Here is a 25924-nt window from a genome sequence, read left to right as displayed (position 1 = left end):
GGCGAGGGGTATAAATCTTGCGAGGTAAGGAGGCACGCATGAAGCGCGTTGTGAGCATCAGCCTGGGCAGTTCGCACCGCGACCACGTCGTGGAGGTAGAACTGCTGGGCGAACGAGTCCGCATAGAGCGCATCGGCACCGACGGCGACATGGGCCGCGCCCAACAGATGTACCGCGACCTGGACGGGCAGGTGGATGCCTTCGGCGTCGGCGGCACCGATTTGGCGCTCCGCGTGGAGGACAAGCCGTATCCGCTGTACTCGGTGTTGCCGCTGGTGGCAGGAGTGAAGAAGACGCCCGTCGTGGACGGCGGTGGGCTGAAGCACACGCTGGAGCGCCGCGTGATGCAGGTGGTGGAGGCGGAGATCGGCGACGCCATCTTGCCCAAGACGGCCCTCATCACCTCGGCCGCCGACCGCTTTGGCATGGCCCAGTCCTTCGCCGAAGCGGGCTACGATACCGTGTACGGCGACCTGATGTTTGCGCTGGGCCTGCCCATCCCCATCAAGGGCATCAAGAACCTGAAGCGCCTGGCAGCGGTGCTCCTTCCGATATTCGGGCGGCTTCCCTTCAGCATGTTGTACCCCACGGGCGAGAAGCAGCGCCAAAACAAGCCCAAGTTTGAGCGATACTACCGCTGGGCTTCGGTCATCGCAGGCGACTTCAACTACATCTACCGCCACATGCCCGCGCGGCTGGACGGCAAAGTCGTCGTAACCAATACCACCACCGCCGCCGACGTGCAGATGCTGCGGAATGCGGGCGTGCGCTATCTGGCTACGACGACGCCTCGGCTTGAGGGGCGCACCTTCGGCACGAATGTGATGGAGGCGTGCCTGGTGGCCCTGGCGGGGTTGGGCCGCCCGCTTACCGATTCGGAGATTGAAGCCATGCTCCAGAAACTGAACCTGCACCCGACGGTGGAGGCCCTATGAGCGCCGAGAAACTGGATGCCATCATCCTGGCGGGCGCAACCGCAGGCGAGGCCGATCCCCTGCTGGAGGGCAAGTTCGTTCGCAAGAAGGCGCTTCTGCCGATATTCGGCAAGGCCATGGTTGTGTACGTGGAAGAGGCGCTGCGGGCCAGCGGGTGCGTGGATCGCATCGTGTGCGTGGGGCTGGGGCCCGATGACGAAGTCGCGTTCACGGGGCCGGTGGTGCGCCTGGCGGCCCAGGGCGACATCGTGGCGAACACGCTGGCGGGGCTGGAGTGGCTTCGGGCGACGGGGCACGTGTCGCCGTATGTCCTCATCGCCTCGTCGGACATCCCGCTCCTCACCGGGCCGGTGGTGGCCCGCTTTGCCGACACGTGCGTGCGGCGCGGCGGCGACCTCTTCTACTCCGTCGTGGAGAAGTCCATCCTGGAGGCGGCGTTCCCAGGCTCGGGCCGTAGTTATGCGCATCTCAAGGACGGCTACTGGGACGGCGGCGACCTATTCATGGTGCGGTCCGACCTATCCATGCAGAAGGTGCAGATGATGCGTGACCTCATTGCCCAACGCAAGGACGCGCTGAAGATGGCTCGGGTGCTTGGGCCACGCTTCTTGCTGGCCATCGTGCTCCGCCGCCTCACCCTCGCCGACGCCGAGCGGCGCGTCAGCGAGATTTTGAACATTGAGGGACGTGTCGTGGCCTCGCCCGACTGGGAACTGGCGATGGACGTGGACAAGCCGCACCAGTTGGACATGGTGATTCGCTACATGGAGGCGCGCCGCGCATGAGCCTTTGGCGGGCGGCGGTGGCCCTGGATCAGCGGGTCAGTCGCGGGTTGCGGATTCCCGACGGCGCGCGCGGGCCTCGCTTGGTCGCCCTGGTCGTTGCCCACCTGGGCGATAGCCCGCTGTGGGCGGCCGTGCTCGTCGCGCTGTATGTATGGGGCGGGGCCTCGCTGCGCGCCCTTGCGGTTCGCATGGCCGCCGCGGTGCTGACCGTCGGCATCCTCGTGGCGGTAGTCAAGCGGCTGGCGCGACGGCCCCGCCCCGATGGGCATGGCTTTGCCCTCTACTCGCGCTCCATGGATCGCTACTCGTTCCCGTCGGGCCACGCGGCGCGGGTGGCGGCGGTGGCGGTAGTCGTGGGCGCGGCGTATCCGTGCATCGCCCCGGCGGTTGCCGCGTGCGCGCTGGGCGTGGCGATGGCGCGGGTGGCGCTGGGCGTGCACTACGCGGGCGACGCGCTGGGCGGGCTGCTGCTGGGCGCGGTCGTCGCGGCCGCGTGGGTGGCTGGGGTGTAACGGCTGCCGCTTTGAGGTCTCACGACCGAGCGCGCAGGGCTTGCAGAGAGAAGCGCCCCGCCCTCTCGGCGGTGAAACGTTCTGGGGAGTGTAGGGTGTCCAAACCATCGCGCCGCGTGATTCGGGCCAGCGAAATCGGCCAGTTCGCATATTGCGCCAGGGCCTGGTACCTGGGCAGCGTCCTGGGCCTGCCGTCGGCCAACGTCGCATACCTGGAAGCCGGCACCGACGCCCATCGCCGCCACGGGCGCAGGGTGTACCTGGCGCTCGTCCTGCAGAGGGTGGGCGTGCTCCTGGCGGTTCTGGGGGCGTTGGCGCTGGCGGCGTGGGCAGTCGCGCGCGTGTGGGGAGGGTGAGATGCCGACGCCGCTCATCGCGCTTGCCGCGCTGCTCTTGCTCGTCATGGGGGTGGCCCTCTGGCTGTGGGCGCGCAGGCAGTGGGCCTCGGCGGGACTGCCGCGTGGCCGTCTGGTGTACGGCGACACGGGCAGGTGGGAACGCACGCGCGAATCCCTGTACTCCCGCCGCTACGGACTCACCGGCAGGCCCGACTACCTGGTGCGGGTTGGGAACGCGCGCGTTCCCGTGGAGGTGAAGTCGGGCCAGGCCCCCGCCGGGCCTTACGAGGGGCATGTGCTGCAACTGGCGGCCTACTGCCTGCTGGCCGAAGAGACGTTCGGCGTTCGCCCGCCCTACGGCCTGCTTCGCTACGACAACGCCACGCTTCAGATTCCCTACGATGACTCCCTGCGCCGCAGGCTGTTGGATACGCTGGCGGCCATGCGGCAGGCGCACGCCGAAGGCTCGGCCCAGCGCAATCACGAGTCGGCGCAGAAGTGCCTGCGGTGCGGCCAGCGGGACAACTGCGACCAGCGCCTGGCTTGAGGCTGGGGGTGAGGTGCGCCCGCGTGGAGCAAATTGCCAATTTGCTCTACACCCTCGGCGCGGCGGAGAGGTCGGGCGCGCGGCCATGCGCCCGCTGACCTCATCTCCTCATTCCCCCTCTCCGCCCGTGTGAAACACGTGCGACGCACCTCCGAGGTGCGTCGCACGTTGTGCCCCGCCCGCCCGACGCTAAAGCATCGGGCTGAACGGGGCGAAGCCCTGCGGGCTGGGGTAGCCCCGAAGGGGCTTCGTGCACGTAGCGCGGGGGGTTAGCCCCGCGCGGTCATGCGCCCACCGACCTCACCCCCTCGGTCCCCCCTCTCCGCGTGCGGCGAGGGGGAAGCCGAAGGCTGGGGGGCGATGCGCCCGTGCCCGCTTCGCCCGCAGTGGCGGACGATGGTATCTGGCCGCATGGACTCGCCAACGGGAAGTAGAACCGAATCGTTTTCGCGGTAGAGTGTCTTTTTCGGTAAGAATTGCGTAACGCAGACCACAGATGTTGGGGCCAGGCATGGAAACCGATCCCGTGCTCGCCATGGGTGGGCGGCGCAATGCCGAGACACGTAGGGCGGCTTTCCATAGCCGCCGAAGGCAGAGGGGGCAGGTATGGAAACCCGCCCTACGCTCTATGCGTTTCATGCTGCCGCTCATCGGTCTGGTAAGTCTCCACCGAAATGTATACACTATCGTTTGCGCCCGTCCCTTGCGCCCGCGCCGCCTTTGGCTATAATGACCCTGTGAATCCGAGAGGAATGCGAGACCGCGCACGTGGCCAATGAGAAGGTTGCCTTCAAGCGCATAGGCATTCTCTTTCACCCAAAACTGCCCGCTTCGCTGCCCCTGGGTGAGGAGATCGCGGCGTTCCTGCGCGAGCGGGGCCTGTCGCCCTGGCTGTGTTCGGCCTGGGACGAGGACGAGGTGAAGAGCCGCGTCTGCGACCTGGACTTGCTGCTCACGCTGGGCGGCGATGGCACCGTCCTGCGGGCGGCGCGTATGGCTGCGCGCATGGGCGTGCCCATCCTGGCGATGAAGGTGGGCCGCCTGGGTTTCCTCTCCGAGTTTGAGCCTGCCGTCTGGCGCGAGCGGCTTCCCGCGATCCTGGAGGGCAACTTCTGGATAGAGGAGCGGATGATGCTCCACGCCGAGGTGCTGCGGGGCGACAACCACCTGAACTCCTACGAGGCCCTGAACGAAGTCGTCGTCAGTCGGGGGGCGCTGGCCCGCATCGTGCGCCTGGCCACGTACATTGACGGCGGGTACATGACCACCTACGCGGCCGACGGCATCATCGTGGCCACGCCCACGGGTTCTACGGCCTACGCGCTGGCGGTGGGCGGCCCCATCCTCCCGCCCGAACTCAAGAACATCCTGGTGATTCCCATCGCCCCGCACTTGAGCCTGGATCGCGCCATCGTCCTGTCGCAGGGGGCTTCGGTGCGCATTGAGGTCTCCACGGACCACAGGGCCATGCTCACCGTGGACGGGCAGTTTGAGGTGGCGGTCATGGACGGCGACAACGTCCGCGTAACGGCGAGCGCGCACGTGGCCCGTTTCATCCGCACCCGCGAGCGCACGTATTTCTATCGCAGCCTGATGAAGCGGCTCACCATCAACCACGGCGAAGAGACGGGAGAATGACCGCGGACGAGGTTCGGGAACTGTTGCAGCAGGGACGGGCGGCGCACCGCGCGGGCGAGGATGCGGTGGCGGAGTCGTTGTTCCGCCGCGCTTCCGAGATCGCGCCCGACCGTGCCGACGTGTGGTTGGAACTCAGCGGCGTAACGCACGACATGGGCGAGAAGCGCCGCTGCCTGGAGCGCGCCGCTGCGTTGGACCCTGCCAACGAGGAGGTGAAAGCGGCCCTGGCCTGGGTGCGGCGCCACGAAGCCGAGTTGATCGCCCGGGGACAGGTGCCCGAGGCGTACAAGCCCCCGTCCAGGCTGGCCCCCGCACCCGAGAGCGCCGTCGCCGAAACCGAGGAGATTCTGCATTGCGCGCGCCACCCCGACGTGGAAACCACGCTGCGCTGCAATCGGTGCGGCACGCCCATCTGCCCACGCTGCGCCATCCAGACGCCCGTGGGGTTTCGGTGTCCCGACTGCGTCCGCGCCCAGAGCGCCGTATTCTACAACGCGGTTTGGACCGACTATGTTGTCGCCGCGGTCGTGGCGCTGATCTTTTCCGCGGGGGTAGGTTTGCTGGCTTCGCTGGTGGGCTGGTTCTTCATGCTCTTCATCGGCCCTGCCGCGGGCGGGTTGCTGGGCGAAATCATCTTTCGGGCGGTGCGCCGCCGGCGGGGACGCCAACTGTGGGCAGTAACGGGCGCGGCAATGGTCATCGGGGCGTTGCTGCCGTTGGTCAGCATCGCGCTGCTGGCGCGGGACTTTCGGGCGCTTCTGTCGCCCTATGAGTTGCTGGCCGTGGGGCTATACCTGGTGCTGGGCGTGGGCGCGGCCATCGCCCGACTGCGATGATACGGCATGAGCGGGGAGGGCGGGGTTGCTGTCTGAACTCCACATCCGCAATTTCGCGATTATAGATGAACTCACCCTTCGCCTGGGCGCGGGCCTGCATATCCTCACGGGCGAGACGGGCGCGGGCAAGTCCATCATCGTGGACGCGGTGGCGCTTCTCCTCGGCGGGCGCGCCGATACCGAGGTCGTCCGCGCTGAGGCCGACTTCGCGCTGGTGGAAGGGACGTTCACCCTGGATGCGGCCGCCCAGGCCGAAATCGCCCCCATCCTGGCCGAAGGCGGGCTGGAAAGCGAAGGCGAGACGCTCATCCTCTCGCGGGAGGTGCGGCGCGAGGGCCGTAATATCTGCCGTATCAACGGCCGCGCCGTAACGTTGCGCCAGTTCCAGATGGTGGGCGAGCGCCTGATAGACATTCACGGCCAGGGCGACCACCTGAGCCTGCTGCGGGTGCAGGAGCACATCAACTTCCTGGACCGCTACGGCGGCCTGATGGACGCGCGGCGCGAAGTGGCCGACCTGGTGCACGAACTGCGCGGCGTGCGGAGGGAACTGCGGGAACTCCAGCAGGACGAGCGCGAACTGGCGCGGCGGGTGGAACTGCTCCATTACCAGGTGAGCGAAATCAACGCGGCGGCCCTCCGCGTGGGCGAAGAAGAGGAACTCCTCCAGGAGCGCACGCGCCTGGCCAACGCCGAGCAATTGCAGTCCCTCGCCGAGGAAGCCTACCACCGCCTGTACGAGGGCGGCGAAGAGCAACTGTCGGCCACCGACCTGCTGGGCCAGGTGGAGCAGAGCCTGGCGGGCCTGTGCCGCTACGACGTGCGATGGGAAACCTGGCTTCAGGCGGTGCGGGATGTGCAGTATCAGTTGGACGACCTGGCGCGTGAACTGCGCGACTACGGCGATCGCATAGAGTACAACCCGAGCAAACTGGCGCGGGTGGAAGAGCGCCTCAACCTGTACTTCAACCTGAAACGGAAGTACGGCGACACCGTAGAGGAGGTGCTGGAGTTCTGCAGGCGCGCGGCCCACGAGTTGGAGACCATCACCCATAGCGAGGAGCGCATCGCCGAACTGCAAGCGGAGGAGCAGCGCCTGTTGCAGCGAATCGGCGAGAAGGCGGCGCGCCTGTCCGCCGCGCGCAAGGAGGCCGCGCAACGACTGTCGGCCGAGGTGGAGCGCGAACTGGCCGACCTGGCCATGGAGAAGGCGCGGTTTGTGGTGGATGTGGCGCAGGACGAGGCCCCCGACGGCGTGCCTGTGAACGGCGCACGGCTGGCCTTTGACGCGACAGGGATTGACCGCGTGGAGTTCCTCGTGGCGCCGAACGTGGGCGAGCCGCTCAAGCCGATGGTTCGGATCGCGTCGGGCGGCGAGACCTCGCGGTTGCTCCTGGCGCTGAAAACCGTCCTGTCGGAGGCCGACCAGACCCCCACGCTGATCTTTGACGAGATTGACACGGGCATCGGCGGCAGGGTGGGTGTGGCCGTGGGCCGCAAACTTTGGACGCTGGCGAGTCGGCACCAGGTCTTGTGCGTAACGCACCTGCCGCAGATCGCGGCGTATGCAGACCGACACCTGGCCATCCGCAAGGAGGTGGTGGCGGGCCGCACGGTTACGCGGGTGGAGGAAATCCGCGATGCGCGCCGCGTGGACGAGATTGCCCAGATGCTGGGCAGCGTTACCGACACCACCCGCGAAAGCGCGCAGGAAATGCTGGAGCGCGTGAAATCCGAGTGCCGCTAGCGGCCCTTTCGCGGCGCACAATGCATAGGAGGGCGAAGCGACGATGACCGACAATCCTCCCATTGTTGAGACGTTCCTGCACCTGATTCAGATTGACAGCCCGACGGGCCATGAGCAGCAGTTGGCGGAGACGCTCCTCGGGATGCTCCGCGACCTGGGGGCGCAGGCGCACACGGACGCTGCGGGCAACGTCATCACCGCGCTGGACGGCGAGGGTGAACCCATCCTGCTGTCGGCGCACATGGACACGGTGGAGCCAGGGCGGGGAATCAAGCCGCGCATCCAGGACGGCATCATCACCAGCGATGGCACGACGATTCTGGGCAGCGACTGCAAGTCGGGCATCGCGGTCGTGCTGGAGGTTCTGCGCAGGCTCAAGGCCACAGGCGCGCGCCACCGCCCTCTGGACATCGTCTTCAGCGTGGGCGAGGAAGGCGGGCTAATCGGAGCCAAGCGGCTGGACGTGTCGGCGGTCCGCGCCAGGGTCGGGCTGGTGCTGGATTCGGGCGGGCCTATCGGGACGTTGGTGCGCCAGGCTCCGTGCCAGGACTCGCTGGCGGTAACGATCCACGGCAAGGCGGCCCACGCCGGCACGGACCCGGAGAAGGGCATCAACGCCATTGTCGTCGCCGCCGAGGCCATCGCGCAGATGCCGCTGGGCCGCATAGACGCCGAGACGACGGCCAACGTGGGCAAGATCGCGGGCGGGGTCGCCACGAACATCGTGCCAGATCGCGTGGAGATTGCCGGTGAGGCGCGGAGCCTCAAGGGCGAGAAACTGGCGGCCCAGACGAGCCGCATGGTGAAGGCATTTGAAGCCGCCGCAGCCCGCCACGGGGCCAGGGCCGAGATTCACGTTACCCGTTCCTACGAAGCCTACCATCTCCCCAACGATCACCCGTGGGTTCGCCACCTCGTCGGCATCTGCAAGCGCCTGGGCGTTGAGCCAATCTTGGTGTCGTCGGGCGGCGGCAGCGATGCCAATGTGTACAACGCCAAGGGGATTCAGTGCGTGGTTACGAGCACGGGCATGAGCAACGTGCACACAACCGCCGAACAGATCGCCATTGCCGACTTGCTGGGCGCAGCCGACTTGGTCTACGCCGTGGTAACGGCGCTCTAGTCCACGAGCAGCGGGAGGTAGCGAGATGGCCGAACTTCTGAGGTCGCTGATGCCCTGGGGGGCCGATGTCATCGTCTGGGTGCAGGGGTTCTCCAACGGCGCGCTGGACGTTCTGTTCACCGTTGCCACCTATCTGGGCAGGGAGCAGTTCTACATCCTGTTCCTCCCCGTCCTGTACTGGTGTATCCACAAGCATTTGGGTAGGGCGCTGTCCATCGTCTTTCTCCTGTCCGAGTACGTCAACGGCATCCTGAAGGACGCTTTCGGTCTGCCCCGCCCTAACGAGTTTGACCCCCGCATCCGCGCGCCCCTGCCGGAGACCAGCCCGTCCTTCCCCAGCGGGCACGCGCAGGGGTCGCTGGTCTTCTGGGGCACGATGGCGGCCCTGGTGCGCCGGAAGTGGATGTGGGTAGTCTCCGTCGTGCTCATCCTGTTGATTTCCCTGTCGCGCATCTACCTGGGCGTGCACTTTCCCCAGGACGTTCTGGGCGGCTGGGTGGTTGGGCTTGTGCTCTTGGCGCTGTACTTCTGGGCGCGGCGCATGGTGCGAGGGGTGATTCTGTCGCTGGGGATTCAACTCGGCATTGCGCTGGTGGTGCCGCTGCTTCTGTTCGCGCTCCATCCCTCGGAAGGCTCGGCGTTGATTACGGGCGTGGCCTTTGGCATGTTGCCTGGGTTCGTGGTGGAGGAGCACTTCGTGCGGTTCCGCAGCGATGGCGTGTGGTGGAAGCGGGTCGTGCGGTTCATCGTCGGGGTGATTCCCCTGCTCGCCCTGTACCTGGGGCTGAAACTCGTGTTCCCCGAAGGCGACCTGTTCCGCTTCGTGCGCTACGCCCTGGTGGGCGTGTGGGCCGGCTTGCTGGCGCCGTGGCTGTTCGTCGTCCTCGGTTTGGCTGAGCGGGAGCCGCGCCGTGGTTGATGCGTTTCGCGTCGTGTGGCGAAGCCTGCGCGACGTGTACGACGACATGTTCATGCTCATGGGGGTCAATTCGTTTACCCTGCTCATGTGCCTGCCCGTCGTTACGATTCCGCCCGCGCTGGCGGGGGCGGCCTTCGTCGCGCACCGCGTGGCCCACGGCCTGGCCTTTGCGCCGCGCGATTTCTGGGCTGGCTTTCGCATGTACCTATGGCACAGTTGGAAAGTTGCCATTCCCTCGCTGGTGGGGTGGTTCCTGCTGCTCATCAACCTGCTTTTCTACAGTCGGCAGACGGATCCCTATCTGCGGCTGCTGGTCATCCTGTGGGCGTTCGTGGGGTTCGTGTGGCTGGCGCTCCAGTTCTACCTGTTCCCGCTGCTGGTGTACCAACGGGACAAGAGCGTGAGGGCGCTTTTCAAGAACGCGGCCATCCTGGCCGTGTCCCGACCGCTGTTCAATCTGGTTCTGCTGGTCATCGTGGTTGTGATGGCGGGGGTCATGGTGCTGTCGGGCGTGCTGGCGGCGCTGTTCCTGTTCTCGGTGGTGTCGGTCATCGGCGCGGTGGCGCTGCGCTACCTGCTGGAGCCGGAAGGCTGGGACAAGCGGGGAGAGGAGCCGCAGGGCGACACCGCGCCGCGACATATCCACGGATAACACGAATCTACGCGAACTCCGAGGGCTGTCATTCTGAACGGCGAAGCCGCGACGAGGCACATTTGTACGACCCCGAGGGGCGGCTGGCGGGTACTTGGGTTTACTAGCACATGACAAAGGTGAGACGCGCTGCATCTGCAATCGGCCTGATGATTTGCGTCGCGCTCGCCCTGGCGGGTGGGCTATTGTCCTGTTCGGGTGCTCCCGCCCCTGGGCAGTACGCCACGTCGCCTGCCCAGGCCGCGACGCATCTCCCCGCCGCGACGTCCTCTCGCATCCCCGCGACGGCTACGCGTGGCGTCGCCGTGTCGCCCCAGCCTCCGATCATGCCCCAAGTTCCGCCCACGAGCACGCAGGCAACGCCCAGCAAAGGCCACGTTGAGGTCGCGCGTGTCGTGCGGGTCATAGACGGCGACACCATCGTTGTGGAACTCAACGGGCGGACCTATTCCCTGCGCTACATCGGCATAGACACGCCGGAGCCCGATGAACCCTTTGGCCGCGAGGCGGCGGAGCGAAACGCCGATTTGGTGAGCGGCCAGACGGTGGAACTGGAGAAAGACGTGTCCGAGGTGGACCGGTACGGCCGGTTGCTGCGCTACGTCTGGATTGGCGGCAGGATGATCAACCGCGAACTGGTCTGCCAGGGCTACGCGACGGTCGCCACGTATCCGCCCGATGTCAAGTACCAGGACATCTTCCTGGCGTGCGAGCGGGAGGCGCGCGAAGCAGGCCGTGGCTTCTGGGGAGCGGAACCGGCCCCGACTGCGCAGCAGGCCGGCGACTGTCCCTATATCGGCAACAAGAACTCCAAAGTGTTCCACCACGCCTGGTGCAGTTCCGTCGCGCAGATGAACCCCGCCAACAAGGTGTGCTTTGCCACCCGAGAGGAAGCGATCGCGCAGGGGTACAGGCCGTGCAAGAATTGCAGGCCGTGATTGCCGTGCGACACACCCTCGGGGATGCGTCGCACGTGAAGACGACGCCTAATCGCGCCGCGCGGGCAGGATCACCTCTTGTTCCGTCCCGTCGGGTGTCTCGCCGCGGATGATCCACTGCGGCGCCCATGCCAGCGCCACGAGATCCACCAGCACGTCGGCCTTGCGCGGGCGTATGTCGGTGGTCTCGGTCTGCTCGGCGATGGCCGCCCACCGATCTGAGATGGACTTGGCCGCCTGGTCGCGCTCCTGCTCCATCTCGGCGATTTCCTTTTGCAGCAGCGCGATGGTCTGCTTGGTCTGCTCCATGCGCGCCTTGACCTCGGCGGTCATGCGCCGCTTGCGGCTGGCGGTGGAGAGGACGCGGGTGGAGCGCCGCCCGAGCAGGAACCCGACGACCGACTCGCCCACCGTGAGGATTTCCTCGGTCTTCCGCCCGCTATAGGTAGCCTCGTCTTTGGCGAGTTTCTGTTCCTCGCGGCGCAACTTGTCGCGCAGTTGGTCCAACTTCCGCTCGTAGGCCGCGTTGGACTTGGCGACTTCCTCGTCGCGCTTCTGTCGCGCGGCATCCCGGCATCGGGCAACGAATTCGCGTTCCGATTCGTCGGGGCGCGAGTAGAGTTTCAGCGCGCGGTTGTAGGGTAGGGTGAGGGTGGCCGTGCGGTACAGGTAGTCCTGGAGCGAAGTCGCCAGCGCCTTGAAATCGGCGGCCTGCGCCAGCGACGATGGAACCGGTTCAAAGGCGGCTTCCTGCGGCGGATACGAGGGCAACTTTCGCACGTCCGCCGTGCACTCGGTGGCCGCCTGCCAGTCCACGCCCCGGCCCTCAACGGGAGGTTCCAGCAGTAGGCAGTACTCCTTCTGCGTGTCCACGCCCCGAGCGGTGGCCACGAAGCGCACCATCGCGTGCCCCAATGCCATCGGGGTGAAGCGCAGCACGCTGGTTTTCATCACCAGCGGGCGCACGGCCGTGGCCGAATAGGCGGAGACCGCTTGTTGCGGCGAGATGTCCACGGGGAGGAATACCTGCGTAACGCCGGCTTCCACCGGCGGGGGCTGCGCCTGGAGGCCGCGGGCAGTCGCGGGAGCGGCTGTGGGCGCGGCGACGGCGGGCGACGGGGCGACTGCCGCCTTCGCTAGTATCCGGTCGCGCACGGGGTCCATGAGCGCCTTCACCTGTGGCTTGGTCAGCGGGCCGCGCAGGTAGGCCATGGCCCAGCGCGTCATGAATACTTCCGGGCCGGCGGCGTGCACGTTGTGCAGGATGAATACCCGCGAGTCCAGCGACGAGATGAGTTTGTCCAGGTACGAGGGGTCGGTCATCTGGCCCGCGGTGGCCGAGGCGGACTGTAGCCCTTCCAGCACGCGCATCTTGTCGCGGTCGGTCTGGAGTTTCCCGATCATCCACGTGCCGGCGTTGGTCAGGCCCTTGTAGTCCAAGTCTACGGGGTTCTGGGTCGTGAGCATCATGCCGAATCCGAAGGCCCGCGCCTGCTTCATCAGCGTCAGCAGGGGTTTCTTGGACGGCGGGTTCTCAATCGGCGGGAAGTAGCCGAAGACCTCGTCAAAGTACAGGATGGCGCGCAGGCTGGTGGTGCCCGTCTGTTGCCGCACCCAATTGAGCACCTCTTCCAGCAGGAGGGTAACGAAGAACATGCGCTCGGCGTCGCTCAGGTGGGCGATGTAGAAGATGGACACGCGCGGCTTGCCCTCCGGCGTGGTGAGGATGTCGGCGAGGCTGAGCGGCACGCCCCGCGTCCACGATTGGAAACTGGGGGCCGCGATGATGTTGTTCAGGGCCATCGCCAGGCCGAACCGATCCTTGGGCGGGAAGAAGGTATCCACGTCAAAGACGCCGATGGTGCGCACCGGAGGGTTCTGGATGGCCGCGATGAGTTTGGCGATGTCCATGTCCTGCCCCTTCTGCCAGGCGTCCTGGAATATGGTGGACAGGAGGATGTGCTCGCGGCTCTTGATGGGGTCGGCCTTGATGCCCGCCAGCCCCAGGAGGGCCGACACCGTGCCCTCCACGCGGTCCACCATCGCCTCGGGGTCGTTGGCGATGGCGGAGCCTGGCGCTTGCAGGCTGCGGAGCACGTTCACCGGAATGCCCGCATCGCTGCCTGGGGTGAAGATGACGAACTCGGCGGCCTCGCGCAGTCGCCGAATGCGGTCGGGGCCTTGGCCCCACTGGGCCAGCCCCTCGGCCCACTGCTTGGCCGTGCGCTCGGCGTAGGCTTCTTCGGTCAGACCCTTTCTGCGCGCGTCGTCCACGTTGATCCAGGGCAGGAAGTCCGAAGGTTGCAGGTCGGGGAAGGTCAACAGCATGTTGGTGAGGTCGCCTTTGGGGTCAATGGCGACGACGGGAATGCCATCCAGCGCGGCCTCTTCCAGGAGGTCTATGCACAGGCCGGTCTTGCCGCTGCCGGTCATGCCGATGCACACGGCATGGGTCGTCAGGTCGCGGGCGTCGTACAGCACCGGCTCATCCAGGACTTGCCGCGAGTGGATGTCGTATTTCTTGCCCAGGTAGAACTCGCCTAACCGTTCCTGCACGGTCCACCTCCGCCCCAGAATGCGCGACCCGCGGAGCACGCGAATAGACGCGAAGCGTGGTTCGCGGTCTTCGCGCTACTCGCGGATCGCGCGGTGGGTTGCCTATGGCAAGGGATATCCGGCGCGAGGGCCGGACGCGAACTCCGGGGCTAGTACTCCAGCGCCGGAGGCAGATACTTGGCCTGCTCCACCCATGACTCTACCATGTGGAGGGTGGGCAGTCGCCGCACCAGGCGCTTCTCGGCGTTGATCTCGGCCATTTTCTCGTGCAGGTGCTTGGGCACCCGCGTCTTGAGTTCCTTGACGGTGTCCACGCCGGCCTCTTCCAGGAGGTCCGAGTATTCCTCGCCGATGCCCTTGATGCGCATGAGGTCGGCCAGGTTGGCCCACTCCAGGATCAACTTGGGGGAGATGCCGGTCTTCTCGGCCAGTTCCTGCCGCGCGGCGGGTGTGGCGCAAGCCTTGAGCAGCGCCTCGGTGGTGCGGATGCCCGCCTTGGTCTTGAGGATTTCTGCGTAATGCTCGCCGATGCCTTCAATGTCCAGAAGACTTGCCATGGAAACCTCCTTCACACGAAGTATGGATGGAACCGGATACACAAACGGTTATTCTAACAGGGTCTCCGTGCTCGCCGTCACGAGCATGCCCTGCCTATAGCGGCTTTGATAGGGAGATGGGTCAAAGCCAACCCACCGGATGCCGTCAACGCCATCAAAGCGGCGCGCCATGATCTCCAGGGCTTCGGGATTGTTGTCCACCAGGATGAAGCGCCGCCCCTTTTCAAGGGCTGCGATTCCCGTTGTGCCGCTCCCCGCGAAGAAGTCCAGCACGATCGCGTTGGGGCGGGAGGAGGCCTGGATAATGCGTCGCAGAACCCCCAATGGTTTTTGGGTTGGGTAGCCGGTCTTCTCGGCGCTGTTGGTGGGAACAATCGTGTGCCACCACGTGTCGGTTGGCAGTTTGCCGCGCGCCGCCTTTTCGGGGCCCACGAGGCCGGGCGCCATATAGGGAATCCGCTCAATTTCGTCGGTGTTGAAGACGTAGTCGGATGGGTTCTTGACGTACAGGAGGATGTTGTCGTGCTTGGGGGGCCATTTGTTCTTCGGCCGTCCCCCATAGTCATACGCCCAGATAATCTCGTTGAGAAAGCACTCCCTGCCGAAAATCGCGTCCAACAGCACCTTGCAGTAGTGGACCTCCCGATAGTCCACGTGCAGGTACAGACTGCCATGATCTGCTAGAACGCGGTGGGCTTCCACGAGCCTCGGCTCCAGAAAGGCCAGGTAGTCGTCAAAGAGGTCGCTGAACCGCCTGGTTCCCACGGCGATGCTCTGGTAGCGGCGGCCCTGGAACCCGACCCGATCCCCTGCGTCGGAGCGCACAGTCCTGAGTTGTGTCCGCTGCTGGACCTTACCCGTGTTGAACGGCGGGTCAATGTAGATGAGACCAATGGAGCCGGAGGGCAGCGCCTCAAGCACGTCCAGGTTATCTGCGAAGTAGATTTCGCCTACTACGCCCTGTTCCAAAGTTGTTCTCCTCGCAATCCAGCCCGCTCTCGGTGCGGTAACCGCACCTACAACTTGATGGTGCGGAACATGCCGGTGTTGCAGACGGGGCAGGTGCCCTTGAGCGCGGGCCGCCCGTTGCTCAAGGTAACGCGGCGGGGGTTCTGCATGGGTCGCTTGGCGCGGCACTTCACGCAGTAGGCGGTAACGGTGCCTTCCGCCGCCGCAGGCGCAGGGGGCGCCGCCTCCGGCTTGGGTGCTGCGCGTACCTCGCCCTGCTTGGATGCCAGGAGTTCCTTTTGGAGTTTGGCGATGGTGGCATTCTTTTCGGCGACCTCGGCGCGCAGCGCACGCGCGTCTTCGCGGCCCAGGTACCAGTCCAGCCACCAGCCCAGGGCAAGACCCACAACAAGACCGGCCAGGAATTGCCACATGGTGCCACCTCCTCTGCGCATGCAAGCCCTCCAACCGCTTTCCCCACGTGCAGTAGGATTATAGCACATGTTGGAAGACGGCGTCAAGGCTTTCCGGGGAGGGGGTGTGTATACCTTTCGGTGCAAACTTGTCGGAACGATGGGCGGCAGCATGAAAGGCAAAGAGCGTAGGGCAGGTTTCCATACCTGCCCTTCGGTGGCTATGGAAAGCCGCCCTACGTGTCTATTGTGTTGGTGAGCGAGGCGCGACGCACTTGTACCTGTGCTGCGACCAACGGAGTTTGGAACCGAGTGCGCGGGCGGGGACAGAGACCTTGAGGGCCTCGGATGCCCTCAAGGTCTTGGCCGCGCAGTGCGTGGCGGCGATGGGCTACTTGGCGTACTCCACCGCGCGCGTTTCGCGGATCACGGAGATTTTGATTTGCCCGGGGTATTCCAGGCTCTCCTCTATCTTCCGGGCGATGTTCTTGGACAGTTCAATCGCCGCCAGGTCGTCTATCTCCTCCGGCTTCACGATGATACGGATTTCGCGGCCGGCCTGGATGGCGAAGGACTGCGCCACGCCCGGGAAGGAGTTGGCCACTTCTTCCAGCGCCTTGATACGCTTCACGTAGGCTTCCAGGCTCTCGCGGCGAGCGCCGGGCCGTGCGCCGGAGATGGCGTCCGCGGCCTGGACGATGATGGCTTCCAGGCTCTGCGGCTCTTCTTCATTATGGTGGCCTGCGATGCAGTTCACCACATCAGGGCTGACGCCGTAGCGGCGGGCGATCTCGGCGCCCACGATGGCATGAGGCCCTTCCACTTCGTGGTCCACGGCCTTGCCGATGTCGTGGAGCAGGGCGCCCATCTTGGCGACCTGCACGTTCGCGCCCAGTTCCGCCGCCATCATGCCCGCCAGGTGGGCCGACTCCAGCGAGTGCAGGTACACGTTCTGCCCGTAACTGGTGCGGTAGCGCAGCCGCCCGATGAGGTTGATGAGTTCGGGCCGCAGCCCGTGCACGCCCACCTCCAGGGCGGCGCGCTCGCCGTCCTCGCGGATGATGGCTTCCACTTCCTGCTCGGCCTTTTTCACCAGTTTCTCAATGCGGGCGGGATGAATGCGGCCGTCGGTGATCAACTTGCTCAAGGCGAGGCGCGCGATTTCGCGTCGCACAGGATCAAAACTGGAGATGGTTACGGCCTCGGGCGTGTCGTCCACGATGAGGTCAACGCCCGTGGCGTTCTCAATGGCGCGGATGTTGCGGCCGCCGCGCCCGATGATGCGCCCCTTCATCTCATCGTTGGGCAGCGGCACGACGGAGACGGTTGTCTCCGACACCTGGTCGGATGCCAGGCGCTGGATGGCAACGGTGATGATTTCCCGCGCCTTCTCCTCGGCCTGCTCTCGCGCTTCGGCCTCCACCTCGCGGATGATGCGAGCGGCGTCCTGGCGCGCGCTCTGCTCCACCATTTCCAGGAGCAACTGCTTGGCCTCCTCTTGGGTCATGGCGGCGATGCGCTCCAGTTCCTTGATCCGCTGGTCATGCAACTGCTGGATCTCGCTTTCCATCTTGTCAATTCTGCTCTGACGCTGATCCAGTTTCCGCTCGCGGTTCTCCAAGTTCTCCATGCGCCGATCCAGCGACTCGCGTCGTTGCTGGAGCCGCTCCTCCTGGCGTTGCAAGTCCTGGCGCCGCCTTTCTATCTCCGCCTCAGCGCTCTCGCGGAGTTTCAGGGCGGCGTCTTTCGCTTGGATGATGATATCCTTCGCCTTGGCCTCGGCCTCGGCGATGAGCATCTGGGCGCGTTCTTCCTTTTCGCGCATGCGGGTCTTGTTCAGGTACTGGGCGACGAGATAGCCCAGGCCGCCGCCCAGGAGTGCCGCAACAATGACCTCCACAGCGATCCAGATGACTCGTCCTCCACCGTTCATATTTCAGTCCTCTCTTTCCTCTAGTGTACCCTCAGCGGCCGATTCTTCCACCAGCCGCTTCACGGTGGCCCTGGCCACCGTGTAGGGGAAACCTCTGCGAACCAAGAATGCGCCAAGTTTGGCTTGGGCCTGTTCGTCGTTCAAATCTGCGTAGCGTCGGGCCTGCTTGCGCGCGGCGCGGTAGGCGCTTTCCTCTTCGTCCAGCGCCTGCAGGGCGCGTTCTATCGTCTCGTCGCGCACTCCCTTGAGCCGCAGTTCGGCCCGAAGCGCCATGCGGCCCAGGGGATGGCTCTGCTCGCGGCTCTCCACCCAGAAGCGGACGAACGCCTCGTCGTCCACCAAGTTCAGGCGGCGCAGTTTCGCCATGATCTCGGCCCGCACGCTCTCATCCACGCCTTTGGATGCCAAGTACTTGGCGACCTCCGCCTCGCTTCTGGGCCTGTACGTCAGGAAGCGCAGGGTGCGGTCGTAGGCGCGGTCAACCTCGGCCTGCGCCCTCAGTCGCGCCACTTCGGCGTCGGACAGGCGTTGCCCCACCTTCAGGCGGGCCGCCTCCAGGGCGGTGATGCTGAATGCATAGGTCCCGTCCAGGTGCAGGTTGACCCGCTCTTTGTTGCGCTTTTGCGCCTCCAGCGCCGTGATTTCGTGCATGCTCACTTTTCTGGCAGACCCCTGAAACGCAAGCAGCCATGGCGGAGTGCCATGGCTGATTTTCGCACTGACTCGGAAAAAGAAGTATATGGAATTGGCGGATAGGGGGCCTGCGAGACCGCGCTACGGTCTGGCGTCGCTCCCCATCCGCACCGCGCTGTTCAGATGTTGTACACAGACCTTGCCCTGCTCACAATGGTCGGGCAAAGGGTTTTCCATATAGACCTCTTTGCTTGCCAGGGCTTGCCCTGCCTGTGGGCGAAGCCCGCATTGCGTCGCTCACACGAGTCGCCTGCTGTCGCGGCGGCTCGTGAACGCATGGCGTCCTGTCTCGGTGAAAATCAGCAACGGTGTTGCACTCAGCCAGGTGATTATTCGTCGCTTTCTTCTGTGCCTTCTATGTCTTCTAAGTCTTCATCCCCTTCTGCGGAGAAGGGCCCCGACGCTGCACCTCCCTGCCGTGTCAAGCCTGCGATGTCACGGACTTTGTGGTCTATTTCTGCAAACAGGTCGGGGTTCTCGGCCAAGAACGCTTTCGCGTTGTCGCGTCCCTGTCCCAGTCGCAAGTCGCCATAGGAGTAGAAGGCGCCGCGCTTTTCCACGACGCCCAGCGCCGTTGCCACATCCAGGAGGTCTCCCGTGCGGGAGATGCCCTCGTCAAACATGATTTCAAATTCGGCCACTCGGAACGGCGGCGCTACCTTGTTCTTCTTGACGCTCACCTTGACGCGGTTTCCGACCACCGCGCCGCCTTGCTTGATGGCTTCCAGTCGGCGCATGTCCAGCCGCACCGACGCGTAGAACTTCAGGGCATTCCCGCCAGGCGTGGTTTCTGGATTGCCGAAAAGCACTCCTATTTTCATCCGCAACTGGTTGGTGAACACGACGGCTGTGTTGGATCGCTTGATGGCGCCCGCGAGTTTCCGCAGGGCCTGCGACATCAGCCGTGCCTGCAACCCCATGTGAGCATCGCCCATTTCGCCTTCAATCTCGGCGCGTGGCACCAGCGCGGCAACGGAGTCAACCACGATGACATCCACCGCTCCGCTGCGCACCAGCGCCTCCGCGATTTCCAGCGCCTGCTCGCCAGTGTCCGGCTGCGAGATGTACAACTCGTCAATGTTCACCCCGCAGCGGCGGGCATACGCCGGATCCAGGGCGTGCTCCACGTCAATAAATGCTGCAATGCCTCCTCGCTTTTGTGCTTCGGCGATGATGTGCTGGCACAGGGTCGTCTTCCCCGACGCTTCAGGGCCGTAGATTTCGGTGATGCGCCCGCGCGGGATGCCCCCCACCCCAAGCGCGATGTCCAGTGCGATGGAGCCTGTGGGTATGGCATCCACGTTGAGGCCGGTGCTTTCGCCCAGCCGCATGATGACCCCATCCCCAAACCGCTTCCGCAACCCCAAGAGCGTCGTTTCTAGCGCTTTCTCTCGCCCTGCTTCTGGCATACGTCCTTCCTCCCGGTGCACAATCGCCTATCGCACCTGTACATTAGTTTACACGACGTGCAACGAAAATGCAAGTTTCGCATTCGGCTCCGTCTTGTGTTAGCGACCGAAGGCACGACGCACTTCCGAAAGTGTGTCGCACTCATGCCCATGGCGTGAGGCGTGCCCGTGGGAATGGCCCGCGCGCCCTGAACCAAAACGATGCAAAACTCCTTGCTCCAGAAGCGGAAAAGTGTGATATAATGAACGCAGGGCCCTTGATGGATCTTCTGGGCGCCTCTGGTTGACCCGTTTTGCACGACACGGAAACCCTGCGGAATCTGCGGATGCTCGTCGCCAAGCCAAAGAAGCCTTCTTTTTGGTGGCTGCTCGCAGGACACTCGTTCGGATAAAGGCAGAAGCATGACTCAGGATTGCGCGGTTGGGAGTGCGTTGGAACCGAAACCCACGATTTGCGCGGCCTCCAACAGAGGGGCGCGCACGAGCGTGCTGACGACGGTGGCGGCTCTCGCGCTGGCAGTGGCGCTGGCCGCGTGTCGTGGCGGGGCGGCCCCCGCGCCGACCCAGACGCCGGCCCCCGGCCCCGCGCCGACGGTGCCCACCTCTCCGGCGCGCCAGGCTTCGCCCACGCCTGTGCAATCGCAGATGACCCTGTACATCTGGGTGTCGTCCGAATTCGCCTTTGCTGCCCAGCCCGACAACGCCGCGCTCCTGCAGGGGTTCGCCGAGGCCTATCCCGGCATTCGCGTGCACGTCTCGGTCAAGGAGACCTACGGCAAAGGTGGCATGGTGGATTTGCTGGCTGGGGCCAGCCGGGTTGCCCCGGCCTATCTCCCCGACTTGATCCTGCTGGACGAAGATAGCCTGGAGCAGGTTGCGGCTCTGGGCCTCGTCCAGCCCGTGGACGTGCTGGCGCCCTCTGTGCGCGGGGCGCTGTTCGCGAATGTCCAGGCGGCAGGGAGCGGCGTCCCGTTCGCGATGGACTTCCCGCTCCTTGTGTATCGTACTCCCATGACGCTGCCCTTGCCCCTCACCTTGGGCGCCATCGCCGAAAGCGGGGGCCGCTACGCCTTCGCCGTCGGCGATGAGGATGCCGCGGTGCGGTCGCTGCTGGCCCAGTACGTGGGCCTGGGCGGGGCGCTCGTGGATGAAGAGGGCAAGGCGGCACTGGACAGTCGGCTTCTCGCGCGCGTTCTGGAGGCGTATCGGGGGCTGGCCGATCAGGGCGTGCTGGCCCCGCAGGTGCTGTCTTTGGATCGCGACGAGGTCTGGGATCTGTACAGGGCCGGCGGGGCCGATTTCGCCGAGGTCTGGGCGTCGCAGGTTTGGGGCCATCCATCCGCCTTGGCCGACGCGGACTTGGCGGCCCTTCCCACTGCCGACGGGCGCCCCATCGCCCTGGCGCGCGTGTGGTCGTGGGCCATCGTATCGCCGACGCCCGAAAGGCAGCAGGCCGCTGTCCAGTTCCTGGCGTGGGTGCTCCAGGTCGGGCCGCAATCGGCGTGGTGCGAGGCCGCCCATTTGGTGCCCACTCAGGCCGGCGCGTGGCCTCTGGCAGGGCTGTCCGCCGCCCACAGCGAGTTCTTGCTAGGCATGGCCCAGGCGGCTACCCCATGCCCATCGACGTTGAGGACGCCCGCCGTTGCGTCGGCGCTGCACACCGCCCTCAGTCAGGTGCTCAAGGGCCAACTCGCGCCCCGACAGGCCGCCGAGCAGGCTCTGAACAAAATCCGGCAGCAGTGAGGTGAACGTGGCAACGCCCTTCGGGTTTGTGCGCCCCATTGCAGAGAACCCTACGGAGACCCGCCACCGCGAGGACGCGGCCGCGCTGATGCGCGCGGCGCTGGACGCGGTGGATCCCCGCCTGGCGATACGGACCGCGCTGCGCCTCGCCGATGATACGCTTTACGTGCAGGACCGAGCCTATGACCTGGGGCAGTTTCGCAAGATTGTGGTGGTCGGGGCGGGCAAGGCGACGCCATCCATGGCCGAGGCGGTGGAAGAGATCCTGGGCGACCGCATCGCGGAGGGCCTGGTGATCGCCAAGCGGGGGCAGGTCTTTGGGGGCAAAGGCCGCCGCATCCAGATCGTGGAGGCGAGCCATCCGACGCCCGATGAGGCGGGGCTTCACGGAGCGCAGCGAATCGCCGACCTGTTGGAGCCGCTTGGGCCTCGCGACCTTGTCATCTGCCTCATCTCCGGGGGCGGGTCGGCGCTGTTGACCCTTCCCGCCAGCGGCATACACCTGGCCGACTTGCAGGAACTGACCCAGGCTCTGCTGAAGTCGGGCGCGACCATCAACGAAATCAACTGCGTGCGCAAGCATTTGTCGCTGGTCAAGGGAGGCCAACTGGCGCGGCTGGCGTATCCGGCCACGACTATCTCGCTCATCCTGTCGGATGTGGTGGGCAGCCCGCTGGATGTCGTCGCCTCGGGCCCGACGGTGTCCGACCCGACCACGTTTTCGGATGCCTGGGACATTCTGGAGCGTTACAACCTCATCCGCGGCCTGAATCCGAGCATCCGGGGGCGCCTGCAAGCGGGGCTGGCGGGCGCTATCCCCGAAACCCCCAAGGAGGGCGACATCGCCTTCCGCAACGTGCACAATGTCATCATCGGCAGCAACGAAATCGCGGCGTCGGCGGCGGTGGCCGAGGCGCGCAGCCGGGGATACAACGCGCTCCTGCTGACGACGTACCTGGAAGGCGAGGCCTGCCATGTGGCCCGTGTCTTGGCGGCCATCGCCAAGGAGTGCGTGCACAGCGGTAATCCGGTCCCGCTCCCTGCGTGCATCGTCACCGGCGGCGAGACCACCGTTACCGTAACGGGCGACGGCACAGGCGGCCGCAATCAGGAACTGGCCCTGGCGGCGGCCATCGCCCTGGAGGGGTGGAGCGGCGTCGCTTTGGCCACTCTGGCGACCGACGGCGGCGACGGCCCCACCGATGCGGCGGGCGCTTTTGTTACCGGCGAGACGGTGGCCCGCGCCCGCGCAGCCGGCCTCGTGGCCAAGGACTTCCTGCGCAACAATGACTCGTACCGATTCTTCCAGGCTCTGGGAGATCCTGTGATAACCGGCCCCACGGGAACGAACGTGAACGACCTTGCGTTTGTCCTCGTGGGCTAGACTACGCGATGCACTGAGGAGGAACCGTCATGTTTGAGACAGCCCTCAGGGCCGACGCCAGGCGGCGCATCCGGCAGATCGGCAGGGCAGACCTTGTCGCAGGCATCCCTGCCTACCGCAACGCGAAAACGATTGCCGCCCTTGTGCAACAGGTGTCCATGGGCCTCGCCGCGCACTATCCGGACCTGCGTACGGTGCTCGTGGTGGCCGATGGGGGTTCCACCGACGACACCGTGGCGGCGGCATCGGCCCCGCCCATGCCCGACAACGTGAAGCGCATCGTAACCGGCTACCACGGCGTTACGGGGCGGGGCAGCGCAGTGCGCGCCATCTTCCAGATGACCATGGCCCTGGAGGCCGACGCCTGCATCATCCTGGACGGAGAGTTGAAGGGCGTGCCGCCCTGGTGGGTGCAGGCTCTCGCCGGCCCCATCCTCTCGGGCGAGTACGAATACGTTACCCCGTACTACACCTATCCGCGCACCGAGAGCGGCCCCATAGACCTCATCGCCTATCCCCTCCTCCGTGCGCTCCTGGGGCGCGATGTGCGCCAGCCCACCGCCGATGTGCTGGGCGTGTCGGGCGAACTGGCAGGCCACTTCGCCGACAAGGATGTCTGGGAGACGGAGGTGGCCAGGGCGGGCGTGGGCGTCTGGATGACCGCCGTCGCCGTCCAGGAGGGGCGACGCATCGGCCAGGTCGCGCTGGGCACGCGCAGGCACGAATCGCGCGAACCGTCCTCCACCACCGATCAGGCGTTCGCGCAGATGGCGGGGACGCTGTTCCGCATAGCATACGTGTTCCGCAAGACGTGGCTTACCTTCCCGGCGGTGCAGCCCACGCCCGTCCTCGGCAGCACGCCGCTGGAAGCGCCGGACCGGGGCATCCTCACCGAGGCGTACCTTGGCGAGCGGTTCCGCCAGCCATCCAAGCGCCACCGCCGCCTGTGGCAGGTGGCTCTGACCCCGGAGCACCTGGACGCGATACGCGAACTGCAGAATCAACCGGCCGAGGGCTTCCGCTTCCCCGACGACCTTTGGGCGCGCTGTGTGTACGACTTCGTTACCGTGTACAACAAGGGAGAGGCCGACCCCGACCGGGTGGTGGAATCCCTCATCCCGCTATGCGCCGCCCGACAACTGGCGTTCCTTCAGGAGACGGAAGGGATGTCCGTTGAGGAGACCGAGCGGGTGGTGGCGCGCCAGGCGGAGGCGTTCATCCGCCAGCGCCCCTACCTGCGCGAGCGCTGGGAAATCTACGTCCCCTGGGCGTCCGCGCGAACGCCTCCGGCGCCAGAGGCTCCTAGCGACGTCCGCGGCGCGGGCGGGCGATAAGTGGCATCTCCAAGACCCCAAGAGTCTCCGAGACCCTGATCCGAGGTGCGACGCACTTCCGGAAGTGCGTCGCACCTCGCACGCCAACACAAAATAGAACCCGGCCTGGCGCGGGGCCGATTTGACACCGACGCGGGTTCGCGCCATAATGTTGACAACAAGCGTATAGCAACGACGGTGATGGAGACGAGTAGGTCGCGGCGCACGGCTCCCAGAGAGCCGCAGCAGGTGGAAAGCGGCAGCACGGCCCGGCCGAAAAGCACTCCGGAGTCGCAGGCGGAAACGGGCGGAGGCATCCGCCCGGAGTATGCCGAGCCGGTGGCCCCCGTTACAGGGCAGGGTCGGACGCGCGCCGACCCACTGAGGTCTGCTCCGCGAGGGGCAGGCGCAGGAAGGTGGCAACACGGTAGCCGAGGCTCCCGTCCTTTCGGATGGGGGCCTTTTCGTTTTTCGGGGCCGCGCCGTGCGGCATGGACAATCCGGAGAGTCGTTGTGTCAAGGAGGGAGAAAATGCTAGACCTCAACTTCATACGCGAGCACGCCGACGAGGTGAAGCAGGCGCTGGTGGACTTGAACACCACCGCGCCCATTGACGAAATCCTGCAACTGGACCGGCGCAGGCGCGAACTGCTGCAGGTGGTGGAAAGCCTGCGGGCGCGGCGCAACGCGGTGTCCAGGGAGATTCCCCGCATCAAGGACGCCGCCCAGCGGGAGCAGTTGGTGGCCGAGATGCGCCAGGTGGGCGACCAAATCCGCGAACTGGAAACGGAACTGAAGGCCGTGGACGAACGGCTGACGGCGGCGCTGTACGAAGTGCCCAACATGCCGGCGCCCGGCGTCCCCGTGGGCCCCGACGAGACCCACAACGTGATCGTCCGCACCGTGGGCGAGCCGCGGCAGTTTGACTTCCAGCCGCTGCCCCACTGGGATTTGGGGCCTGCGCTGGGCATCCTGGACTTTGAGCGCGGCGTGAAGATCGCCGGCGCGCGGTTCTACGTGCTCAGGGGACTGGGCGCTCGGCTCCAGCGCGCCCTCATCGCGTGGATGCTGGATTTGCACGTGAACGAACACGGCTATACCGAGGTCTATCCGCCGTTCGTGGTCAACGAGAAGTGCCTGTGGGGCACGGGGCAGTTGCCCAAGTTCGGCGAGAACCTCTACCACGACGTGGAGGACGACCTATGGTGGGTGCCCACCGCCGAGGTGCCGGTAACCAACCTGCACCGCGAGGAGATCCTGGACCCCGGCACGCTGCCTCTGTACTATGTGGCGTACACGCCGTGCTGGCGACGCGAGAAGATGAGCGCGGGCCGCGACGTGAGGGGCATCAAGCGCGGCCATCAGTTTGACAAGGTGGAGATGGTGAAGATCGTCGCGCCCGAAACGTCCATGCAGGAACTGGAAACCCTGATTGACAACGCCGAGGACGTGTGCCGGAAACTGGGCATTCCGCACCGCGTGGTGCAGATGTGCACGGGAGATTTGTCCTTCACCGCCGCTGCCAAGTACGACGTGGAGATGTGGGCGCCGGGCTGCGGCGAGTGGCTGGAGGTCTCCTCATGCTCCAACTTCCTGGACTTCCAGGCGCGGCGCGCCAACATTCGCTTCCGCCGCGAGGCGGGCGCAAAACCCGAGTACGTGCACACGCTCAACGGGTCGGGACTGGCGCTGCCCCGCGTCATGATCGCGGTGATGGAAAACTACCAGCAGGCCGACGGGAGCATTGTGGTGCCCGAGGTGCTGCGCCCGTACATGGGCGGGGTGGAGGTGATTCGGTAGGCGCTTATCCACGAATAACACGAATCCACGCGAATGGGAATAAATGTGGGCACGTAGGGCGGCTTTCCATAGCCGCCGGGGGCGCAGGTAATGGGAACCCGCCCTGTGCTCGCTATGCGGCTCAACCTGCGACGCACCTCCGAGGTGCGTCGCAGGTGGGAACGCTCGCGCAGCCCGCACCCAGTTGTCATTTTTCGCGGGGCAC

At 65.6% G+C, this 25924-nt stretch carries 23 protein-coding genes; 16 read left to right on the top strand and 7 right to left on the bottom strand.

Annotated elements, in window-relative coordinates:
- The first annotated feature begins 38 nt into the window (after positions 1-38).
- The 12 genes from H5T65_01850 (at position 39) to H5T65_01795 (ending at position 10970) form a co-directional block, all read left to right on the top strand.
- A complete protein-coding gene (locus tag H5T65_01850; GenBank protein ID MBC7257973.1) occupies positions 39-935 on the top strand; it encodes a quinate 5-dehydrogenase in 897 nt (298 codons plus the stop codon).
- On the top strand, positions 932-1720 hold the full coding sequence (locus tag H5T65_01845) for an NTP transferase domain-containing protein (GenBank protein MBC7257972.1): 789 nt from the start codon (positions 932-934) through the stop codon (positions 1718-1720). The genes H5T65_01850 and H5T65_01845 overlap by 4 nt, the downstream gene beginning before the upstream one ends.
- On the top strand, positions 1717-2232 hold the full coding sequence (locus tag H5T65_01840; GenBank protein ID MBC7257971.1) for a phosphatase PAP2 family protein: 516 nt from the start codon (positions 1717-1719) through the stop codon (positions 2230-2232). The genes H5T65_01845 and H5T65_01840 overlap by 4 nt, the downstream gene beginning before the upstream one ends.
- Positions 2233-2327: 95 nt before the next feature.
- Complete coding sequence (locus H5T65_01835; protein ID MBC7257970.1) at positions 2328-2588, top strand: hypothetical protein; 261 nt, start codon at positions 2328-2330, stop codon at positions 2586-2588.
- Position 2589: 1 nt separating this feature from the next.
- Positions 2590-3117, top strand: coding sequence for a Dna2/Cas4 domain-containing protein (locus tag H5T65_01830; protein ID MBC7257969.1), 528 nt, complete (start codon positions 2590-2592; stop codon positions 3115-3117).
- Between the two features lie 768 nt (positions 3118-3885).
- Positions 3886-4755, top strand: a complete 870-nt coding sequence (locus H5T65_01825; GenBank protein MBC7257968.1) for an NAD(+)/NADH kinase — start codon at positions 3886-3888, stop codon at positions 4753-4755.
- Positions 4756-4907: 152 nt separating this feature from the next.
- Complete coding sequence (locus tag H5T65_01820) at positions 4908-5591, top strand: B-box zinc finger protein (protein ID MBC7257967.1); 684 nt, start codon at positions 4908-4910, stop codon at positions 5589-5591.
- Between the two features lie 25 nt (positions 5592-5616).
- Positions 5617-7338 carry a DNA repair protein RecN gene (recN, locus tag H5T65_01815; GenBank protein ID MBC7257966.1) on the top strand — a complete coding sequence of 574 codons (1722 nt, stop codon included), beginning with the start codon at positions 5617-5619 and terminating at the stop codon, positions 7336-7338.
- Between the two features lie 43 nt (positions 7339-7381).
- A complete protein-coding gene (locus H5T65_01810; protein ID MBC7257965.1) occupies positions 7382-8461 on the top strand; it encodes a M20/M25/M40 family metallo-hydrolase in 1080 nt (359 codons plus the stop codon).
- A 25-nt stretch (positions 8462-8486) separates the two neighbouring features.
- Positions 8487-9380 carry a phosphatase PAP2 family protein gene (locus H5T65_01805; protein ID MBC7257964.1) on the top strand — a complete coding sequence of 298 codons (894 nt, stop codon included), beginning with the start codon at positions 8487-8489 and terminating at the stop codon, positions 9378-9380.
- On the top strand, positions 9373-10032 hold the full coding sequence (locus tag H5T65_01800) for a DUF624 domain-containing protein (protein ID MBC7257963.1): 660 nt from the start codon (positions 9373-9375) through the stop codon (positions 10030-10032). The genes H5T65_01805 and H5T65_01800 overlap by 8 nt, the downstream gene beginning before the upstream one ends.
- Positions 10033-10142: 110 nt before the next feature.
- Positions 10143-10970 carry a thermonuclease family protein gene (locus H5T65_01795; GenBank protein ID MBC7257962.1) on the top strand — a complete coding sequence of 276 codons (828 nt, stop codon included), beginning with the start codon at positions 10143-10145 and terminating at the stop codon, positions 10968-10970.
- Positions 10971-11018: 48 nt separating this feature from the next.
- Here H5T65_01795 and H5T65_01790 read toward each other — a convergent pair whose 3' ends face one another.
- From H5T65_01790 to recA, 7 genes are all read right to left on the bottom strand, one after another.
- Positions 11019-13526 carry a hypothetical protein gene (locus H5T65_01790; GenBank protein MBC7257961.1) on the bottom strand — a complete coding sequence of 836 codons (2508 nt, stop codon included), beginning with the start codon at positions 13524-13526 and terminating at the stop codon, positions 11019-11021.
- Between the two features lie 149 nt (positions 13527-13675).
- Positions 13676-14083, bottom strand: coding sequence for a DUF4332 domain-containing protein (locus tag H5T65_01785; GenBank protein ID MBC7257960.1), 408 nt, complete (start codon positions 14081-14083; stop codon positions 13676-13678).
- Between the two features lie 48 nt (positions 14084-14131).
- Positions 14132-15052 (bottom strand): site-specific DNA-methyltransferase, encoded by a 921-nt coding sequence (locus H5T65_01780; protein ID MBC7257959.1) that lies wholly within the window; start codon positions 15050-15052, stop codon positions 14132-14134.
- Between the two features lie 47 nt (positions 15053-15099).
- Complete coding sequence (locus H5T65_01775; protein ID MBC7257958.1) at positions 15100-15486, bottom strand: AtpZ/AtpI family protein; 387 nt, start codon at positions 15484-15486, stop codon at positions 15100-15102.
- Positions 15487-15835: 349 nt separating this feature from the next.
- Positions 15836-17377: a ribonuclease Y gene (gene rny / locus H5T65_01770; protein ID MBC7257957.1), complete on the bottom strand. Its 1542-nt coding sequence runs from the start codon at positions 17375-17377 to the stop codon at positions 15836-15838.
- A 3-nt stretch (positions 17378-17380) separates the two neighbouring features.
- Positions 17381-18034 (bottom strand): RecX family transcriptional regulator, encoded by a 654-nt coding sequence (locus H5T65_01765; protein MBC7257956.1) that lies wholly within the window; start codon positions 18032-18034, stop codon positions 17381-17383.
- Positions 18035-18399: 365 nt separating this feature from the next.
- A complete protein-coding gene (gene recA, locus H5T65_01760) occupies positions 18400-19479 on the bottom strand; it encodes a recombinase RecA (GenBank protein ID MBC7257955.1) in 1080 nt (359 codons plus the stop codon).
- A gap of 432 nt (positions 19480-19911) precedes the next feature.
- On the opposite strand from recA, the gene H5T65_01755 reads away from it, so the two are divergent.
- From H5T65_01755 to serS, 4 genes are all read left to right on the top strand, one after another.
- Positions 19912-21222, top strand: coding sequence for an extracellular solute-binding protein (locus H5T65_01755; GenBank protein ID MBC7257954.1), 1311 nt, complete (start codon positions 19912-19914; stop codon positions 21220-21222).
- A gap of 88 nt (positions 21223-21310) precedes the next feature.
- Positions 21311-22606: a glycerate kinase gene (locus H5T65_01750; protein MBC7257953.1), complete on the top strand. Its 1296-nt coding sequence runs from the start codon at positions 21311-21313 to the stop codon at positions 22604-22606.
- A 29-nt stretch (positions 22607-22635) separates the two neighbouring features.
- Positions 22636-23940, top strand: a complete 1305-nt coding sequence (locus tag H5T65_01745; GenBank protein ID MBC7257952.1) for a hypothetical protein — start codon at positions 22636-22638, stop codon at positions 23938-23940.
- 510 nt (positions 23941-24450) lie between these two features.
- Positions 24451-25719 carry a serine--tRNA ligase gene (gene serS / locus H5T65_01740; GenBank protein ID MBC7257951.1) on the top strand — a complete coding sequence of 423 codons (1269 nt, stop codon included), beginning with the start codon at positions 24451-24453 and terminating at the stop codon, positions 25717-25719.
- Positions 25720-25924 lie beyond the last annotated feature (205 nt).

This window comes from Chloroflexota bacterium (assembly GCA_014360805.1).
Classification (GTDB): Bacteria; Chloroflexota; Anaerolineae; order DTLA01; family DTLA01; genus DTLA01.
The sequence above is the reverse complement of the archived record's forward strand: the minus strand, read 5'-3'. Positions and strand labels throughout refer to the sequence as shown.

What these genes read in the sequence shown, in the direction of transcription:
- serS (MBC7257951.1), top strand. Translation starts at nt 24,451, where the DNA reads ATGCTAGACCTCAACTTCATACGCGAGCACGCCGACGAGGTGAAGCAG.
- H5T65_01810 (MBC7257965.1), top strand. Translation starts at nt 7,382, where the DNA reads ATGACCGACAATCCTCCCATTGTTGAGACGTTCCTGCACCTGATTCAG.
- H5T65_01795 (MBC7257962.1), top strand. Translation starts at nt 10,143, where the DNA reads ATGACAAAGGTGAGACGCGCTGCATCTGCAATCGGCCTGATGATTTGC.
- H5T65_01750 (MBC7257953.1), top strand. Translation starts at nt 21,311, where the DNA reads ATGCGCGCGGCGCTGGACGCGGTGGATCCCCGCCTGGCGATACGGACC.
- H5T65_01840 (MBC7257971.1), top strand. Translation starts at nt 1,717, where the DNA reads ATGAGCCTTTGGCGGGCGGCGGTGGCCCTGGATCAGCGGGTCAGTCGC.
- recA (MBC7257955.1), bottom strand. Translation starts at nt 19,479, where the DNA reads ATGCCAGAAGCAGGGCGAGAGAAAGCGCTAGAAACGACGCTCTTGGGG.
- H5T65_01850 (MBC7257973.1), top strand. Translation starts at nt 39, where the DNA reads ATGAAGCGCGTTGTGAGCATCAGCCTGGGCAGTTCGCACCGCGACCAC.
- H5T65_01785 (MBC7257960.1), bottom strand. Translation starts at nt 14,083, where the DNA reads ATGGCAAGTCTTCTGGACATTGAAGGCATCGGCGAGCATTACGCAGAA.
- H5T65_01845 (MBC7257972.1), top strand. Translation starts at nt 932, where the DNA reads ATGAGCGCCGAGAAACTGGATGCCATCATCCTGGCGGGCGCAACCGCA.
- H5T65_01805 (MBC7257964.1), top strand. Translation starts at nt 8,487, where the DNA reads ATGGCCGAACTTCTGAGGTCGCTGATGCCCTGGGGGGCCGATGTCATC.
- H5T65_01820 (MBC7257967.1), top strand. Translation starts at nt 4,908, where the DNA reads ATGGGCGAGAAGCGCCGCTGCCTGGAGCGCGCCGCTGCGTTGGACCCT.
- rny (MBC7257957.1), bottom strand. Translation starts at nt 17,377, where the DNA reads ATGAACGGTGGAGGACGAGTCATCTGGATCGCTGTGGAGGTCATTGTT.
- H5T65_01830 (MBC7257969.1), top strand. Translation starts at nt 2,590, where the DNA reads ATGCCGACGCCGCTCATCGCGCTTGCCGCGCTGCTCTTGCTCGTCATG.
- H5T65_01745 (MBC7257952.1), top strand. Translation starts at nt 22,636, where the DNA reads ATGTTTGAGACAGCCCTCAGGGCCGACGCCAGGCGGCGCATCCGGCAG.
- H5T65_01775 (MBC7257958.1), bottom strand. Translation starts at nt 15,486, where the DNA reads ATGCGCAGAGGAGGTGGCACCATGTGGCAATTCCTGGCCGGTCTTGTT.